Source organism: Stenotrophomonas sp. YJH_SMC_131 (assembly GCF_059367975.1).
In genome coordinates this window covers 247,960-264,698 of sequence record NZ_JCAFRJ010000003.1, presented here as the reverse complement: position 1 = coordinate 264,698, position 16,739 = coordinate 247,960, and the positions used below count along the sequence as shown (strand labels likewise).

Below are 16,739 nucleotides of genomic sequence, written 5' to 3'. Positions count from 1 at the left end.
TGGAGCGATGGGAGGGGAAATGCTACAGAATCAAGACAGCGCAAAAGGCGTGTTGCAATATGCCGACATGTTTTGACGAGTGGCAGGGTGGGCAATGTCTGCCCACCCTGCGAGTTGCTACGCAGGTTTCGACTACAGCGCCTTTTCCAGCTCCGGCAGGATCGCAAACAGATCGCCCACCAGACCGATATCGGCGATCTCGAAGATCGGCGAATCCGGATCCTTGTTGATCGCGACGATCGTGCCGGCATCCTTGATGCCGGTCAGGTGCTGGATGGCGCCACTGATGCCGACGGCCACGTAAAGTTCCGGGGCGATGATCTTGCCGGTCTGGCCGACCTGCAGGTCGCTGGGCACGTAGCCGGCATCAACCGCAGCGCGCGAGGCACCGACGGCGGCACCGAGCTTGTCGGCCAGCTGGAAGATGACCTTGAAGTTCTCTTCCGAACCGACACCACGGCCACCGGAGACCACGCGCTTGGCGCTCTGCAGGTCCGGGCGGTCGCTGGCACCAGCGGCGAGGCCGACGAAGCGGGTGTGGGTCGGCAGGGCAGCATCGACGCTGGCCGCCTCGATGGTCGCGCTGCCGCCCTGGGCGGCTTCCGGCCACGAGGCGGCACGCACGGTGGCGACCACGATCTGGTCGGCCGGGGCTTCCACGGTGATGATCGCGTTGCCGGCGTAGATCGGGCGCTTGAAGGTGTGGCTGCCTTCAACGCTCATCAGGTCGGAAACCTGGTTGACGCCCAGCAGGGCGGCCACGCACGGCATCAGGTCCTTGCCGAAGGTGGTCGACGGGCCGAACACGTGGGTGTAACCCTTGGCCAGCTGCGCGATCTGCGGTGCCAGCACCTGGGCGATGGCCTGCGCGTTGGCAGCGTTGGCCACGGTCAGGACCTTGGCGACGCCAGCGATCTTCGCGGCCTCGGCAGCCACGGCAGCCGGATCGGCGGCCAGCACCAGCACGTCGATGCTGGCGCCGCTGATGGCGGCAGCAGCGCTGACGGTCTTGGCGGTGGCGGCGTTGAGCTTGCCGTCGTGGTGCTCGGCGATGACGAGAATCCTGCTCATTACAGCAACCCCTTCTGCTTGAGTGCGGCAACCAGTTCGGCCGCGTCCTTGACCATCACACCCTTGCTGCGCTTGGACGGCGCGGCGTACTGGGTGGTCTTGAAGGTGTCGGCGGCTTCAACGCCGAGGTCGGCCAGCTGCAGGGTCTCCAGCGGCTTGGCCTTGGCCTTCATGATGTCCGGCAGCTTGATGAAGCGCGGCTCGTTCAGGCGCAGGTCGGTGGTGACCACGGCCGGCAGATCGACTTCCAGCGTTTCCAGGCCGGCGTCGACTTCGCGGGTCACCGTGGCCTTGCCGTCGGCAATGTCCAGCTTGCTGGCGAAGGTCGCCTGCGGGCGCCCCCACAGCGTGGCCAGCATCTGGCCGGTCTGGTTGGCGTCGTCGTCGATCGCCTGCTTGCCCAGGATCACCAGGTCCGGCTGTTCCTTCTCGATCAGCTTGAGCAGGGTGCGCGCGGCGGTCAGCGGCTGGATGGCCTGGTCGGTGACCACATGGACGGCGCGGTTGGCGCCCATGGCCAGGCCGTTGCGCAGGTGCGCCTGGGCATCGGCCGGGGCGATGGTGGCGACCACGACTTCGCTGGCGATGCCCTTGTCGCGCAGGCGCAGGGCCTCTTCCAGGGCGATTTCATCGAAGGGGTTGGGGGACAGCTTGACGCCGTCGGTGACCACGCCGGAACCGTCCGGCTTGACCTGAATGCGGACGTTGTAGTCCACCACGCGCTTGTACGCGACGAGGATTTTCATCTGGTACGGGGTCCTTCAATAACGGAGAGAACGTCCGGTCCTCGCACAGCAACCGGTTCGGGGGTGGGACCCCGATTCTAACTGGCCTTTGTCGACCATGCGAATGCGTATGGTGAAACGGCGTCCTGTATCCACGTCGCCTGAGTGGCTACTCTAGCGGCCGGTTCCGCTGCCCCGCCACATGCCTTCATTGACCTCGCCCCCTCCATACCGCCTGCTGCTGGCGATTGCCGTTGCTGGTGTGGCCATGCGCCTGCTGTTCGTGCAATGGATCCCCTTGCAGCCCGTTGCCGATTTCGGCCGCTATCTGGAGGTTGCCAGCAGCGTTGCCAGCGGTGGCGGCTTCCGGATTTCAGGCATTCCCTATGTGTCCCAGCCTCCGTTGTACCCCGGAGTGCTCGGCGCCTGGTTCATGCTCACCGGCGTGAACGTGGGCGCGGGCAAGATTCTCAATGTCCTGCTCTGGGCCGGCACGCTGGTTTCGTGGGTCGGTCTGGGGGTGCGCCTCCAGCTGCGCCCGGCCTGGCAGGTTGCCTCTCTGGCAGTGCTGGCATTCCATCCGGCGCTGGTCGCCTACAGCAATGTACTGGGTACCGAATCGCTGTCACTGTTCCTTGCCGTGTTCGGCATGCTTGTGGCGGTCGTGCGTTTTCCGGGCCGATGGCTGCTGCTGGGAGCCGTGCTGGCACTTACCGCGTTGAACCGGCCACAGATGCTGCCGTTGCCGGGAGCCGTGGCACTGGCGTTGCTCCTGCGTGATGGGATGCGCATCGCCACCTGGCGGCGGATCAGCATGGTGGTGCTGGGTTTTCTGCTGGTACTGGGGCCGTGGACCCTGCGCAACGCAGTTCTTTTCGGCCAGTTTGTGCCCGTCAGTGCAAACAGCGGGTATGTGCTGATGGTCAACAACAACGATGCCAATGCGCATGGCGGGTGGATGCCCTTGAAGGATGTCCCCCTCCAGGCTGACGACAAGGCCCGGTTCGCCGATGCTGGATTTCCCCAAGGGTTCTTCAGCGGAGAAAGCGAGGACTGGAAGCTCCGCCACTGGACGCCTGCGGCCGACGTGATTGGCTCAGCAATTGGCCGCCGTTGGATTTCCGAACACCCCGGCCGCTTCCTGGAGTTGGCGCTGCTGCGCGTGCGCGGATCGTTCGATGTCGGCAGCCTCCTGCATTGGCCGTTCCTGGAGAGAGGCGGTGCTCCGGTGTGGCTGGGTAGGTTGACGCTGGCACTCAACATTGCGTTGACGGCCTGGACGATGGTTGCGCTGCTGCGCATCTGCCTCCACCTGCGCCGCTGGCAGCCCGTTCATTGGCTTGCCGTGGCCACACTTGGCCTGGGAATGGTGTCGATCCTGCTGTTCGAGGGGCAGGGACGCTACCTCCTGCCACTGGTCCCAGGGGCGCTGTTCATCATTGCCGCCGCGGGCAGGCTACGCTTGCCCAGCCGGATCAACGCTTGATATCCCGTGGTCCTCCGAACCCTTCGCTGCAGACACGTCCCAACCCGTACCAATCAGGAGAACAGGTAGTGCCCACATGGCTCGTCACCGGCGGTGCCGGATTCATTGGCGGTAACTTCGTTCTCGAGGCCGTCGCACGCGGCGTCAAGGTCATCAACCTCGATGCACTGACTTACGCCGGCAACCTGAAGACCCTGGCCAGCCTGGACGGCAACCCGCAGCATGTGTTCGTGCAGGGCGATATCGGCGACAGCGCGCTGGTCGCCCGCCTGCTGACCGAGCACCAGCCCGATGCAGTGCTGAACTTCGCCGCCGAAAGCCACGTGGACCGTTCCATCGACGGCCCAGGCGCCTTCATCCAGACCAATGTGGTGGGCACCCTGGGTTTGCTTGAAGCGGTACGCGACTACTGGAAGGCGCTGCCGGCCGAACAAGGGGCGGCCTTCCGCTTCCTGCATGTGTCCACCGATGAGGTGTATGGCACCCTGGGCGAGACCGGCAGGTTCAGCGAAACCACCCCGTACGCCCCGAATTCGCCGTACTCGGCGTCGAAGGCCGCTTCGGACCACCTGGTGCGTGCGTTCCACCACACCTACGGGCTGCCGGTGCTGACCACCAACTGCTCCAACAACTACGGCCCGTATCACTTCCCCGAGAAGCTGATCCCGCTGGTGATCGCCAAGGCGCTGGCTGGCGAACCGCTGCCGGTGTACGGCGATGGCAAGCAGGTGCGCGACTGGCTGTTCGTGTCCGACCACTGCGAAGCGATCCGCACCGTGCTGGCCAAGGGCCAGGTCGGCGAGACCTACAACGTCGGCGGCAACTCGGAAAGGCAGAACATCGAAGTGGTGCAGGCGATCTGCGCACTGCTGGACCAGCGCCGTCCGCGCGAGGACGGCAAGCCGCGCAGCAGCCAGATCACCTATGTCACCGACCGTCCTGGCCATGACCGCCGCTATGCGATCGATGCTTCCAAGCTGAAGAACGAGCTGGGCTGGGAACCGGCCTACACCTTCGAGCAGGGCATCACCTTCACCGTCGACTGGTACCTGGACAACCAGGACTGGGTCAACGGCGTGCTCGACGGCAGCTACCGCCTGCAGCGCATCGGCACCACGGACTGAACCCAGGAGACACCATGACCCAGCGCAAGGGCATCATCCTCGCCGGTGGCTCCGGCACCCGCCTATATCCAATCACCAAGGGTGTCAGCAAGCAGCTGCTGCCGGTGTACGACAAGCCGATGATCTACTACCCGCTCAGCGTACTGATGCTGGCGGGCATCCGCGAAGTGCTGATCATCAACACCCCGCACGAGCAGGCGCTGTTCCAGCAGTTGCTGGGCGACGGTTCGCAGTGGGGAATGGACATCCAGTACGCGGTGCAGCCGAGTCCGGATGGCCTGGCCCAGGCCTACCTGATCGGCCGCGACTTCGTGGCTGGCAAGCCGAGCTGCCTGGTGCTGGGCGACAACATCTTCCACGGCCACGGCCTGCGCGAGGTGCTCAAGCGTGCTGACGAGCGCGTGCACGGCTCGACCGTGTTCGGGTATTGGGTCAATGACCCGGAACGGTATGGCGTGGCCGAGTTCGACCAGGGCGGCAAGGTGATCGATCTGGTGGAGAAGCCGGAAAAGCCGCGCTCCAACTATGCGGTGACCGGCCTGTACTTCTATGACGGCAAGGCCTGCGATTACGCGGCCGAATTGAAGCCGTCACCGCGTGGCGAACTGGAGATCACCGATCTCAACAAGCGTTACCTGGCCGAAGGCGACCTGCACCTGGAGGCGCTCGGCCGTGGCTATGCGTGGCTGGATACCGGTACCCACCAGTCGCTGCTGGAAGCATCCAACTTCATCGAGACGATCCAGACCCGTCAGGGCCTGCAGGTCTGCTGTCCCGAGGAAATCGCGTTCGGCAAGGGCTGGATCAACGCTGGACAATTGGAAGCGCTGGCCGCGCCGTTGATCAAGAACAGCTACGGTGAATACCTGCATAAGCTCGCCGTGCGTGGAGTCGTTCCATGAAAGTGATTGAAACCCGGTTGCCCGGCTGCGTGGTGATCGAGCCGGCGGTGTTCGGCGATGCCCGCGGTTATTTCTTCGAAACCTGGAACGCCGAGCGCTTCGCCGCGCTGGGCCTGCCGGACCGTTTCGTGCAGAGCAACGTGTCGACCTCTGCGCAGGGCGTGCTGCGCGGCCTGCATTACCAATGGCCGCGGCCGCAGGGCAAGCTGGTCAGCGTGCTGGAAGGCGAGGTCTACGACGTGGCCGTGGATATCCGCCGCGGTTCGCCGACCTTCGGCCAGTGGGAAGCGGTGGTGCTGAGCGCGGAGAACAAGAAGCAGTTCTGGATTCCAGAGGGCTTCGCGCACGGTTTCGCCGTGCTGTCCGAGCGTGCGGTGTTCAGCTACCTGTGCACCGAGGTCTACCTCAAGGACTTCGATGCCGGCGTGCGCTGGAATGACGCCGGCATTGCCGTGGACTGGCCGGTCAGCGCACCGACCCTGTCAGCCAAGGACGAGAACGCACCGTTCCTGAAGGACATTGCTGAAGATCGCCTGCCGGTCTACGTGCCATGACCGTGCTGGTGTTCGGTGGCAACGGGCAGGTGGGCCAGGAGTTGCTGCGCGCGCTGGCGCCGCTGGGGAAGGTGATTGCAACCACGCGCAGCGGCCAACTGCCCGACGGAAGTACCTGTGAAACGGCCGATTTCGGCCAGCCCGACAGCCTGCCGGCATTGCTGGACCGCGTGCAGCCGTCGCTGGTGGTCAATGCGGCCGCCTATACCGCAGTTGATCGTGCGGAGCAGGAGGTCGATGCGGCCTTCGCTGCCAATGCGCAGGCGCCGGGCGTGATCGCGCGCTGGTGTGCGGCGCATGGCGTGCCGTTCGTGCATTACTCCACCGACTACGTGTTCGACGGCCAGGGCAGCGCGCCCTACCGCGAGGACCAGCCGACAGCACCGCTGGGCATGTATGGCACCAGCAAGCGCGATGGCGAGGACGCGGTGCGTGCGGCCGGTGGCCGCCATCTGATTTTCCGCACGGCGTGGGTGTATGCATCGCACGGCGCCAACTTCCTGCGCACGATGTTGCGTGTGGGTGCAGAGCGTGACGTATTGCGTGTGGTGGCTGACCAGATCGGTACGCCGACGCCGGCGGCGCTGATCGCCGATGTCACCGCGCAGGCACTGCAGCATCCGGGCCAGCTGTCGGGTATCTGGCACCTGACCGCCAGCGGCCGGACCAGCTGGCATGGCTTTGCCGAGGCCATATTTGCCGAGGCGTTGGCCAGCGGCGTGTTGGCCAAGGTGCCGACGGTCGAGGCGATTCCCAGTTCCGAGTATCCGACCCCGGCCAGGCGCCCGGCCTGGTCGGTGCTGGACAACCGCAAGCTGCAGCAGGATTTCGGCGTCGTGCTGCCGAGCTGGCAGGATGGCCTGAAGCGGGTGATGGCGGAGCTGGCCTGACGGCCGTAGCGCCGGGCCAAGCCCGGCGACGCAGCGCTGCCGGGCCGATCAGGAACGGGTCAGAGCCCGTTGCGCAGCAACGGGATCCGACCCCGGGCAAACCTCAGCTGCGCCCGTAGGTATCCTCGAACCGCACGATGTCATCCTCGCCCAGGTAGCTGCCGGACTGCACTTCGATCAGTTCCAGCGGCAGCTTGCCCGGGTTGCGCAGGCGGTGGGTCACGCCCAGCGGAATATAGGTGCTCTGGTTCTCGCTGAGCAGGATCACCTCGTCACCACGGGTCACTTCAGCGGTGCCGCTGACCACGATCCAGTGTTCGGCGCGATGGTGATGCATCTGCAGGCTCAGCGTGCCGCCGGGCTTGACCGTGATCCGCTTGACCTGGAAACGCTCGCCGTTGTCGATCGAATCGTAGGCACCCCACGGGCGATAGACCTTGCGGTGCCAGGTGGCCTCGCTGCGGCCTTCGGCCTTCAGCTGCGCCACTACGGTCTTGACCTCCTGCATGCGATCGGCCTTGCCGACCAGCACCGCGTCGTCGGTTTCCACCACTACCACGTCATCCAGCCCGACCAGCGCCACCAGGCGCTGTGCGTAGGCATAGGTGTTGCGGCAGTCGATGGCAATCACGTCGCCCTGGTGGGCGTTGCCATCGCCGTCCTGCTGCGAGACATCGCGCAGCGCGGTCCACGAGCCGACATCGTTCCAGCCGGCATCCAGTGGAATCACCACGGCATCGGCGGTCTTCTCCATCACCGCATAGTCGATCGAATCGGACGGAACGGCAGTGAAGGCCTCCTTGTCCAGGCGGGTGAAATCGGCATCGCGACGCGCCTGCTGCCAGGCCTGGCGGCTGCCGGCGAGCATGGCGGGCTGGAAGCGTTCCAGCTCCTGCAGGTAGCGCGAGGCCTTGAACAGGAACATGCCGCTGTTCCAGTAGTACTGGCCGCTGCTGACGTAGCGGGTGGCGGTACCCAGGTCGGGCTTCTCGACGAAGCGCTCGACCGCGCGCAGGCCCTGGCCATCGGCGGCCTTGATATAGCCGTAGCCGGTTTCCGGGCCGGTCGGCACGATGCCGAAGGTCACCAGCTTTCCGGCTTCGGCGGCAGCGGCGGCAGCCTGGACGGCGCTGCGGAATGCAGTCTCGTTGTTGATCACATGATCGGAGGGCAGCACCAGCAGCAGCGCGTCGCCGCCGTCGCGGGTGGCTTCCAGCGCGGCCACCGCGATCGCCGGTGCCGTGTTGCGGCCGACCGGCTCAAGGATGATCGCGGCTGGCTCGGCGCCAACCTGCTGCAGCTGCTCGGCGGCAACAAAGCGGTGTTCCTCGTTGGCAATCACCAACGGGCCGCGCGCGGCAATCGGCGCCACCCGCTGCCAGGTGGCCTGCAGCATCGTCTGTTCGCTGGCCAGCGGAAGGAACTGCTTGGGATAGGCTTCGCGCGAAAGCGGCCACAGACGGGTACCGGAGCCACCGGACAGGATGACAGGCTGGATAGTGCTCATGGCCTTCCTTTGATTATTTCTGCAGCAGGGAGGAAATCTCGTCGGTACGCGCCTGCATCAATGCAGCGTCTCCCCGCGATTCCACATTCAGGCGCAGCAGCGGTTCAGTGTTGGAGCTGCGCAGGTTGAAGCGCCAGTCGCCGAAATCGGCGCTGACGCCATCGGTGTAGTCCAGCGCGGGCGACTGCGCGGCGAAGTGTTCCATCACGCGTGTGACCGCAGCCTTGGCATCGGCAACCTTGAAGTTGATCTCACCGCTGCAAGGGTAGGCGGCCATGCGGTCTTCAACCCAGTCGGCCAGCGAGCGGCCGCTTTCGGAGACCAGCTGGGCGATCAGCAGCCACGGAATCATGCCCGAGTCGGCATACGCGAACTCGCGGAAGTAGTGGTGGGCGCTCATCTCGCCGCCGTACACGGCATCCTCCGCGCGCATCTTTTCCTTGATGAAGGCGTGGCCACTCTTGCACAGCACTGGCACGCCACCGGCCTGTTCGACCATCTCCACGGTGTTCCAGACCAGGCGGGGGTCATGCACGACCTTGCCACCCGGATGGTGGGCGAGGATTGCCTTGGCCAGCAGGCCGACCAGGTAGTAGCCCTCGATGAAGCGGCCGTTGTGGTCGAAGAAGAAACAGCGGTCGAAATCGCCATCCCACGCAATGCCGAAGTCCGCGCCATGTTCGCGCACGGCGTCGGCGGTGGCGGCGCGGTTTTCCGGCAACAGTGGATTGGGAATGCCGTTGGGGAAGCTGCCGTCCGGTTCGTGGCAGATGCGGATGAACTCGAACGGCAGGTGCGGTGCCAGCAGGTCGACGATGGCACCGGCGCCGCCGTTGCCGGCGTTGACAACGATCTGCAGTGGCTTGAGCTTGCTGGTGTCAACGTAGCTCAGCAGGTGCTGGATGTAGGCGCTCTTGTCATGCTGGGCGATCTGGCCGGCGCAAGGCGGCTGTGCCGCGGATGAATCGGCGGCGACCGCATCGGAGATCGCGAACAGGCCGGTATCGGAGCTGATCGGCCGGGCGTTCTCCTTGACCAGCTTCATGCCGTTGTAATCCATTGGATTGTGGCTGGCAGTGACCATCACCCCGCCTGCAGCCCCCAGGTGATCGGTCTGGAAATAGACCTCCTCGGTGCCACACAGGCCGATGTCGATGACTTCGCGGCCGGCACCGCGCAGGCCGGCCGCCAGCGCGTCCTGCAGCGCGGGGCTGGTCAGGCGGACGTCGTGGCCCAGCACCACCGGGCCCGGAGCGAGCTGTGCATTCAGGGCCGTGCCGATCCGGCGTGCCAGGTCTTCGTTCAGTTCTTCCGGCACGCGGCCGCGGATGTCATAGGCCTTGAAGGCGGGCAGGGGCATCGGTCAGATCCAATGTGAGCTTAGCCACTGATTGTAGCCTTTGTCCTGTATGGGAATCGTTTCCATTCCGCAACTCCCGGCGATTGGCTGAGGGTATCGGGTACGCGGGGGCGCCCGTACCGCTTGGCAAGCGGGTAAACGGCCGCTGGCTGGGCGATCACGGCCAGGCCAGCCTCCCTCAAGTGGCCGGGAGCCAGCAGCAGCCCCAGGAGTTCCTGCCACTGGCAGCCAAACGCGATCACGCCGTTGCTGGCGTACTTGACGTGGCGGAGCAGGACCGGCGGGCGATGGCCGGACGCGGACAGCTGCAGGGATGACGCAGGCTTGTGGCGCGGTTGCTTCCCCCCGCCAGGAATTGCTGGCCGAGCATTTCACCCTGGCGACGCGCCTGTCGCCGCATGGCTGCGTGCCGCGACATCTGACAGGCAGCGTTCACCCTTTTCCAGCGGCCACGCGTCCGTCCCGCGAAGCAGGCCCTCTTCGTTGCAGGTCCGGGCCATCAGTGCGGGCGAGCCGGGCGCCGCGCCCACCACCGGCAGGAGAAACCCCCATGCAACGCAGCCCTTGGCGATGCCTCGGCAATGCTGCGGCGCATCCAGCTCTTTCGTTGCCTCCGGCTAGAATGCGGTCATCCTCAACGTGCAGGGCAGTAGAGCAATGCAGCAATCGACTTCCGGCGGAAAGCGCGGCAAGCGCTTCGCCAGTGCGACGGAGGCCCTGCAGGGGGTGGTCGCCGATGGACAGACCCTGGCCGTGGGCGGCTTTGGCCTGTGTGGCATTCCCGAGGCGCTGATCGCTGCGCTGCGCGACAGTGGCGTCAAGGGCCTGACCGTGATCTCCAACAATGCCGGTGTCGATGGCTTCGGACTGGGCCAGCTGCTGGAAACCCGGCAGATCAAGAAAATGATTTCGTCCTACGTGGGCGAGAACAAGGAATTCGAACGGCAGTTTCTGGCTGGTGAGCTGGAGCTGGAGTTCAACCCGCAGGGCACACTGGCCGAGCGCCTGCGTGCCGGTGGTGCGGGTATTCCGGCATTCTTCACTGCCACCGGCTATGGCACGGTGGTTGCCGAGGGCAAGGAAACCCGCGAGTTCGACGGTAAGCACTACGTGATGGAGACGGCGCTGCGCGCCGATGTGGCACTGGTCAAGGCCTGGAAGGCCGACGAGGCCGGCAACCTGGTGTTCCGCAAGACCGCACGCAACTTCAACCCGGCCTGTGCGATGGCCGGCAAGGTCTGCATCGTGGAAGTGGAGGAGGTGGTGCCGGTCGGTGCCATCGACCCGGACCAGGTGCACCTGCCAGGCATCTATGTGCACCGCATCGTGCACAACGCGCATCCTGAGAAGCGAATCGAACAGCGCACCATCCGCGCGGAGGGCAACTGACATGGCGTGGACCCGTGACGAGATGGCGGCACGCGCCGCCCAGGAGCTGATCGATGGCGCCTACGTGAACCTGGGCATCGGCCTGCCGACGCTGGTTGCCAATCACATTCCCGAAGGCGTGGATGTGTGGCTGCAGTCGGAGAACGGCCTCCTCGGCATCGGCCCGTTCCCGACCGACGCTGAAGTCGACGCGGACCTGATCAATGCCGGCAAGCAGACGGTTACGGCGCGTGCCGGTGCCAGCTACTTCGGCAGCCACGACAGCTTCGCGATGATCCGCGGTGGCCATGTGAACCTGGCCATCCTTGGCGCCATGCAGGTCACCGACAAGGGTGACCTGGCCAACTGGATGGTGCCCGGCAAGATGGTCAAGGGCATGGGCGGGGCAATGGACCTGGTCGCCGGCGTGCAGCGCGTTGTGGTGCTGATGGAGCACACTGCCAAGAACGGCGAGCACAAGATCCTGGCCGAATGCACGCTGCCGTTGACCGGCGTGGGCGTGGTCGACCGCATCATCACCGATCTGGCGGTGTTCGACGTGACTGAAAAGGGCCTGTTGCTGGTGGAGGCCGCGCCGGGTGTCAGCGATGAAGAGCTGAAGGAAAAGACCGGCGTCGCGTTCCGGCGTTGAGGACAATGATGTTGCCGCGCAGCGCCAGCCTCAGGGTTGGCGTTGTGCGCCTCCGACGACGTAGCCGGCGTTGGCAACAAGGTCCGGCAGCAACTGCATGACCGGATCAAGTGCATTGTCGTTGTCCAGCTCACTGGGATAGCAGTGCGCATCCAGCAGTGACCGCAACGCCGACGCCCGCAGCCACATCGTGCCTGCTGTCTGCGGCGTAGGGGCGTCGGCCATCCCCAGCCGCGCCGCCCAGCGGAGATGACGGCGTGAAACGGCGATGGCCTCCGGAGTGGATGCCGCGAACATGCCCAGCGCAGGTTGCTCATCGAACTGTTGAAGCACAGCGTCGAGATCGGCCGTTCCTGGTAGCTGAGGTCTTGTCTCGCTGCTTCCGCGGAGGTCCAGCCAGCAGGCCAGCAACGATGGATCCGGACCAAAAGCCTCCAGGACCTGCACGATGCTGGACAGGGCATTGCCCGCATGGCCGATGATATCGACCGCAGCGTCATGAGGGCGCTGCGCCATTGGAATGAAAACACGGTAGCTCACGCCCAGGCCGCTGGCGGCCTCGCAAGCTGTAGCGATCAGCCCGGGATCATCAATGAGAATCAGCAGGCAGGCCCGCAGGGGGCCGGCGGGCGAAGCCGGGGACAGCGCTTGGCGCGTCGCGTCAAGCCAGGCATGCCCAAGCCGGGCATCCGGTTCCAGCACCGCGCCTTCGGCCCATTCGTTCCAGGCATTGATGAAGACCATGCGTTGGCGCGCAGGCGCCAGGGCCAGGCGTTCATGGATCGTGGTGCGCAACCAGTCGCGGTAGCCACGGGGTGAGGCGTGCAGGTACACGCGGCCGCGGCCGGAACGACGCGCCTCGTTGTCCCAGCCCGGGTTCACGCCGGGATAGAGCGGATAATCCGGAAGCGGCCGCGCTGCGATTTCTGCAGCCAGTTCGCGCCAGTCGCGTACATCGCCATTGAAGGCAGGATTGAGCAGCCACTGCTGTGCCGACAACGAGCGCGGGTTACTCATGTTCGGCGGGAATTCGACGGCGGCATCAAAGCCGATATCGCGCGGATCCGGTCGCTCGAAGCCTTGGACGTAGGCCAGGTGGATCTCGCCCACGCCGTTGTCGCGGCACCAGCGGCGCCAGCGCTCGGCAGTCGCCCGGGCGTCGGGCAGCAGGTTCGGGCGATAGACCAGCAGCATCGGCCGACCCTCGACCTTCAATGCACGGCGGTCGCGCAGGTAGGGCGCGACATGTGCGATGAAGGCCAGATCGTCCTCTGCGCTGTGCTGCTGGCCTATCAGGATGTCGTCGTCGCGGCCGTCCCAGCGTCGTGCCCAGTTCTCGTTGGCCCAGCACAGGCAGAACGGCAGGTCGATGCTGTCATCGGCCAGCCATTGACGCAGCGGGTCCTCCATCAGGGTGCGGCCGCTGAACCAATAGTAGTAGAAGCAGAATGCGCCGATGCCGTACTCCGCAGCCAAGCGTGCCTGGTCACGCATCACCTGCAGGTTGCGCAGGTCATAAAAGCCGAGGTCGGCCGGCAGGCGGGGTTGGATGTGACCTTCGAACTGCGGCAGGGCGCGGGTGACGTTGCGCCACTCGGTAAAGCCCTTGCCCCACCAGGCGTCGTTCTCCGGGAAGGTATGGAACTGCGGCAGGTAGAAAGCGACCAGCGTCGCCGGCATGGGTGACGGCAATGCTCCCTCACGCCATGGCACGTGGCCGATCGCCGGTTCATCGGCACGCCAGCGCAGCTGGGCACTGGCGCGCGCGCCCCCCTCATCCTGCTGCCCCTTGGGGGGCGGCGGCACCCAGTCGCCATGCCGTGCCAACAGCCGGGTGCGCAACCGGTCGCGCTGCGCCTGCGGCAACGGCAAGGCCCGGAACACGGCGCGCAGCAACGGGAACAGCGACTGGCGCAGGCTCATCGGGCGAGGCCTCGCGACAGCGGGCGGTAGGACGGAATCAGCATCTGGGCAACGGTCATGGCGCCATTTTCGGTGCTGGCGGCCATGACGGCAAACGGCGGCGTGCTAGCGTGTGACCATGCTGTTCCCCCACGACCTGCCCGATGCCGATGTCCTGCACCTGCCGGGATGGCTGGCTGCGGCCGAGGCCGACCAGCTCCTGTATTCGCTGCAGGCCGAAGTGCCCTGGGAAACCCATCGCATCCGCATGTTCGGCAACTGGGTGGACTCGCCGCGGCTGAGCTGCTGGATCGGCGACCCGCAGGCCCGCTATCGCTATTCCGGTGCCGAGTTCGTGCCGCGCCCCTGGCCGCCGGTGTTGCAGGCCATGCGCGGGCGCCTGGAAGCCGAAGGCCACGGCCGCTTCAACAGCGTGCTGCTGAACCGCTACCGCGGTGGCGGTGACTACATGGGCTGGCACAGCGATGACGAGCCGGAGCTGGGTCCGGCCCCGGTGATCGCTTCGCTGAGCCTGGGCGCGGCGCGCCGATTCCTGCTGCGACGCCGCGACGACCCGGCACGCAAGGCTGAATTCGTGCTGGGCCACGGCGACCTGCTGCTGATGGCCGGACAGACCCAGCGCTTCTACCAGCACGCGCTGCCGAAGATGGCGCGGGTGCACGGCGAGCGGATCAACCTGACCTTCCGTTGGATTTCGCCGCGTTGACGAAGAAGGGGTCAGGTCCCTTTCCAGCCCGAAAGGGACCTGACCCCGTAACCACATGCCCGGCGAATGCTGCGATCAGCGCGCAACGGTCGGCTGGTCGGCCTGCCCGCTCTGCAGCGTCCAGCCCACCACGTCCTGCGCCAGCTGCTGCAGGCCACGCTCGAACGCGGCGGTCACCGCCGGTACGTCGGTGCTGCCGACCGGCTGCGCCTGGCGGAAGGTGCGGTCAGCGACCACACGCTGGTCGGCGACATGGATCAGCTTGGCGTTGACCTCGATCACCACGGTGGGCGTGGCCTGGCCCTGGTAATCCGATTCGAAGCGGCGCACATCGGTGGACAGCTTGTAGTCGGCGCGGATGCCGGCGGTGCTGCGGGCCACGCCGCGGATGCGGCCGGAATCCTCGAAGCCACGCAGCAGGGTGTCTTCGATCATGTCGGTGGCCGGTTGCGCCCAGCTGGCACCCTTGTAGATCTCAAGCTGCGACGGTGTCGGCCGCACATTGATGCGCGGGCTGTCGACCATGCGCGCGGCGCTGGGCTTGGCCAGTACCAGCTGCCAGCTGGCCTGCGGCCACGCCGGGTCCGCCTTGACCTGCACGGACGGCGAGTACAGCGTCACCGCGGTTTTCTCGCTGCTGCCGAGGATGGAGCAGCCCCCCAGCAGGGTGACCATCGAAGCGGCCAGCAGCAGGCGCGGAAGGGTGGTCGGGCTCATTTGGGTTCGAACTCCTTCGGTGCGTCGCGGCCCAGCAGGTAGCGCGCGGGGTTGTTCTCGAGGCGGTCGCTGACCCGGCGCAGGTCGCGGATCAGGCCGCGCAGTTCGGTCAGCGTCGGGCCCAGCTGGCCGAGGCCATCGTTGGCGAAGCTGTTGATCGCGGCGCGGTTCTCGCCAAGGATCGAATCGGCGTTGCCGGCGGCCGAGTCGAGCTTGGCCAGGGTCGCGTCGAGCTTGTCGATGATGCCAGGCAGCTGCTGCACCAGGTTCCTGTCCAGGCGCTCGATGGTGCCGTTGGTGGTCTTCAGCGTGGTGTCCAGGCTGCGGGCGGCATCGCGCGCGCTGAGCAGCAGCGCCTGCGTGCCCTGGTCACGGTCGGCCAGGCCGCCGCTGATCGTCTCCAGGTTGGCCAGCGTCGCGTTGATCGAGGCCACGTTGCGGTCGCTGAGGATCTGGTCCATGCGCTCGACGATGCGGTTGGCGACGTCGGTGATGTTCTGCAGCGCAGAGGGCGTGGTCGGGATGATCGGTGCCGGGTCCTTGTTGACCGTGGTCAGCGCCGGCGACTGCGGCGTGCCGCCGCTGAGCTGGATGATCGACGGGCCGGTCAGGCTGGTGATCGCCAGCTTGGCGCGGGTATCGGTCTTGACCGGCGTGTTGGAGTTCAGGCGGATGCGCGCGACTACCTGGCGCGGGTCGTCCGGCACCAGGTTCAGTTCGGTGATCGAGCCCACCGCGATGCCGTTGTACTGCACCGGGCTGCCCACCGACAGGCCGGTCACCGCTTCGCGGAACACCACGCGGTACTCCTGCCAGGTACGGTCGGAGGAGTATTTGGCGGCCCACAGGCCAAAGGCCAGCAGGGCCAGGCCGGTGATCAGGGTGAACGCGCCGATCAGCACGTAGTTGGCTTTGGTTTCCATGGCTCAGGCACTCTCGATCTGTTCGCCACGCGCGGCGCGCGCGCGGGGTCCGTGGAAGTATTCCTGGATCCACGGATGATCCAGTTTCTCGATGTCAGGCAAGGGTGCGTTGGCCACCACCCTGCGGTCGGCGATCACCGCGACCCGGTCGCAGATCGCGTACAGCGTGTCCAGGTCGTGGGTGATCAGGAACACGGTCAGCCCCAGCGCTTCCTGCAGGGTCTTGATCAGGCGGTCGAACGCGGCCGCGCCGATCGGGTCGAGGCCGGCGGTGGGTTCGTCCAGGAACAGCAATGGCGGATCCAGCGCCAGTGCCCGGGCCAGGCCGGCGCGCTTGCGCATGCCGCCGGACAGCTGTGAGGGCAGCTTGTTGATCGCATCGGCGGGCAGGCCGGCCAGCTTCACTTTCAGCAGCGCCAGTTCGTAGTGCCAGCGCTCGGGCAGCTCGCGGTGGTGTTCCTTCAGCGGCACCTGCACGTTCTCGCCCACGGTCAGCGAGGAGAACAGGGCGCCGTCCTGGAACAACACGCCGGTGTTGCGCTCGATGTGCAGCCGGCTCTCGGCGTCGTCGGCACGCGCGTCGCGGCCGAGTACTTCGATCTGCCCGGCATCGGGCACGCGCAGGCCCAGGATCGAGCGCATCAGCACCGATTTGCCGGTACCGGAGCCGCCGACCACGCCCAGGATTTCGCCGCGGCGCACATCCAGGTCCAGGTCTTCGTGCACGGTCTGGCTGCCGAAGCGGTTGACCAGGCCACGCACGCGGATGGCCAGTTCGTGGCCCTGGTCGTCGCGCATGTCGATGGAGTCGGGGAGGGCGGATGTGCTCAT

16 protein-coding genes are annotated in these 16,739 nt (G+C 66.0%); 8 read left to right on the top strand and 8 right to left on the bottom strand.

Annotated elements, in window-relative coordinates; translation table 11 throughout:
* Positions 1–132 precede the first annotated feature (132 nt).
* Together AC5P56_RS08605 and AC5P56_RS08600 are read right to left on the bottom strand one after the other, a co-directional pair.
* A complete protein-coding gene (locus AC5P56_RS08605) occupies positions 133–1,071 on the bottom strand; it encodes an electron transfer flavoprotein subunit alpha/FixB family protein (RefSeq protein ID WP_014645853.1) in 939 nt (312 codons plus the stop codon).
* A complete protein-coding gene (locus AC5P56_RS08600) occupies positions 1,071–1,817 on the bottom strand; it encodes an electron transfer flavoprotein subunit beta/FixA family protein (protein ID WP_014035896.1) in 747 nt (248 codons plus the stop codon). The genes AC5P56_RS08605 and AC5P56_RS08600 overlap by 1 nt, the downstream gene beginning before the upstream one ends.
* 247 nt (positions 1,818–2,064) lie before the next feature.
* Here AC5P56_RS08600 and AC5P56_RS08595 point away from each other — a divergent pair, with 247 nt between their 5' ends.
* The 5 genes from AC5P56_RS08595 (at position 2,065) to rfbD (ending at position 6,752) form a co-directional block, all read left to right on the top strand.
* Entirely contained in the window at positions 2,065–3,282 is a 1,218-nt protein-coding gene (locus tag AC5P56_RS08595) for an ArnT family glycosyltransferase (RefSeq protein ID WP_111205544.1), read from the top strand.
* Positions 3,283–3,350: 68 nt separating this feature from the next.
* Complete coding sequence (rfbB, locus tag AC5P56_RS08590; RefSeq protein WP_111205543.1) at positions 3,351–4,406, top strand: dTDP-glucose 4,6-dehydratase; 1,056 nt, start codon at positions 3,351–3,353, stop codon at positions 4,404–4,406.
* Between the two features lie 14 nt (positions 4,407–4,420).
* Complete coding sequence (gene rfbA / locus AC5P56_RS08585; RefSeq protein WP_053494803.1) at positions 4,421–5,308, top strand: glucose-1-phosphate thymidylyltransferase RfbA; 888 nt, start codon at positions 4,421–4,423, stop codon at positions 5,306–5,308.
* Complete coding sequence (gene rfbC, locus AC5P56_RS08580) at positions 5,305–5,862, top strand: dTDP-4-dehydrorhamnose 3,5-epimerase (protein WP_053494804.1); 558 nt, start codon at positions 5,305–5,307, stop codon at positions 5,860–5,862. The genes rfbA and rfbC overlap by 4 nt, the downstream gene beginning before the upstream one ends.
* Positions 5,859–6,752, top strand: a complete 894-nt coding sequence (rfbD, locus tag AC5P56_RS08575) for a dTDP-4-dehydrorhamnose reductase (RefSeq protein ID WP_111205542.1) — start codon at positions 5,859–5,861, stop codon at positions 6,750–6,752. Before rfbC ends, rfbD begins: the two co-directional genes overlap by 4 nt.
* Positions 6,753–6,855: 103 nt before the next feature.
* On the opposite strand, the gene AC5P56_RS08570 is transcribed toward rfbD, so the two are convergent.
* Positions 6,856–8,259, bottom strand: coding sequence for a mannose-1-phosphate guanylyltransferase/mannose-6-phosphate isomerase (locus AC5P56_RS08570; protein ID WP_053494806.1), 1,404 nt, complete (start codon positions 8,257–8,259; stop codon positions 6,856–6,858).
* A 13-nt stretch (positions 8,260–8,272) separates the two neighbouring features.
* Positions 8,273–9,619, bottom strand: a complete 1,347-nt coding sequence (locus AC5P56_RS08565; RefSeq protein ID WP_053494807.1) for a phosphohexomutase domain-containing protein — start codon at positions 9,617–9,619, stop codon at positions 8,273–8,275.
* A gap of 657 nt (positions 9,620–10,276) precedes the next feature.
* Here AC5P56_RS08565 and AC5P56_RS08560 point away from each other — a divergent pair.
* Together AC5P56_RS08560 and AC5P56_RS08555 are read left to right on the top strand one after the other, a co-directional pair.
* Positions 10,277–11,008 (top strand): CoA transferase subunit A, encoded by a 732-nt coding sequence (locus AC5P56_RS08560; protein ID WP_053494809.1) that lies wholly within the window; start codon positions 10,277–10,279, stop codon positions 11,006–11,008.
* 1 nt (position 11,009) lies between these two features.
* Positions 11,010–11,639 (top strand): CoA transferase subunit B, encoded by a 630-nt coding sequence (locus tag AC5P56_RS08555; protein ID WP_053494810.1) that lies wholly within the window; start codon positions 11,010–11,012, stop codon positions 11,637–11,639.
* 30 nt (positions 11,640–11,669) lie between these two features.
* Here the strand turns inward: AC5P56_RS08555 and AC5P56_RS08550 are convergent, their stop codons facing one another.
* On the bottom strand, positions 11,670–13,562 hold the full coding sequence (locus tag AC5P56_RS08550) for a glycoside hydrolase family 99-like domain-containing protein (RefSeq protein ID WP_188239224.1): 1,893 nt from the start codon (positions 13,560–13,562) through the stop codon (positions 11,670–11,672).
* 118 nt (positions 13,563–13,680) lie between these two features.
* Between AC5P56_RS08550 and AC5P56_RS08545 the strand changes: the two genes are divergently transcribed.
* Positions 13,681–14,268 carry an alpha-ketoglutarate-dependent dioxygenase AlkB family protein gene (locus AC5P56_RS08545; protein WP_014645863.1) on the top strand — a complete coding sequence of 196 codons (588 nt, stop codon included), beginning with the start codon at positions 13,681–13,683 and terminating at the stop codon, positions 14,266–14,268.
* A 75-nt stretch (positions 14,269–14,343) separates the two neighbouring features.
* On the opposite strand, the gene AC5P56_RS08540 is transcribed toward AC5P56_RS08545, so the two are convergent.
* Genes AC5P56_RS08540 through AC5P56_RS08530 form a run of 3 tightly spaced genes read right to left on the bottom strand, consistent with a single transcriptional unit; the run spans position 14,344 to position 16,739 of the window.
* A complete protein-coding gene (locus AC5P56_RS08540; protein ID WP_014645864.1) occupies positions 14,344–14,985 on the bottom strand; it encodes an ABC-type transport auxiliary lipoprotein family protein in 642 nt (213 codons plus the stop codon).
* Entirely contained in the window at positions 14,982–15,908 is a 927-nt protein-coding gene (locus tag AC5P56_RS08535; protein WP_014645865.1) for an MlaD family protein, read from the bottom strand. Before AC5P56_RS08535 ends, AC5P56_RS08540 begins: the two co-directional genes overlap by 4 nt.
* 3 nt (positions 15,909–15,911) lie before the next feature.
* Complete coding sequence (locus tag AC5P56_RS08530) at positions 15,912–16,739, bottom strand: ABC transporter ATP-binding protein (protein ID WP_046428302.1); 828 nt, start codon at positions 16,737–16,739, stop codon at positions 15,912–15,914.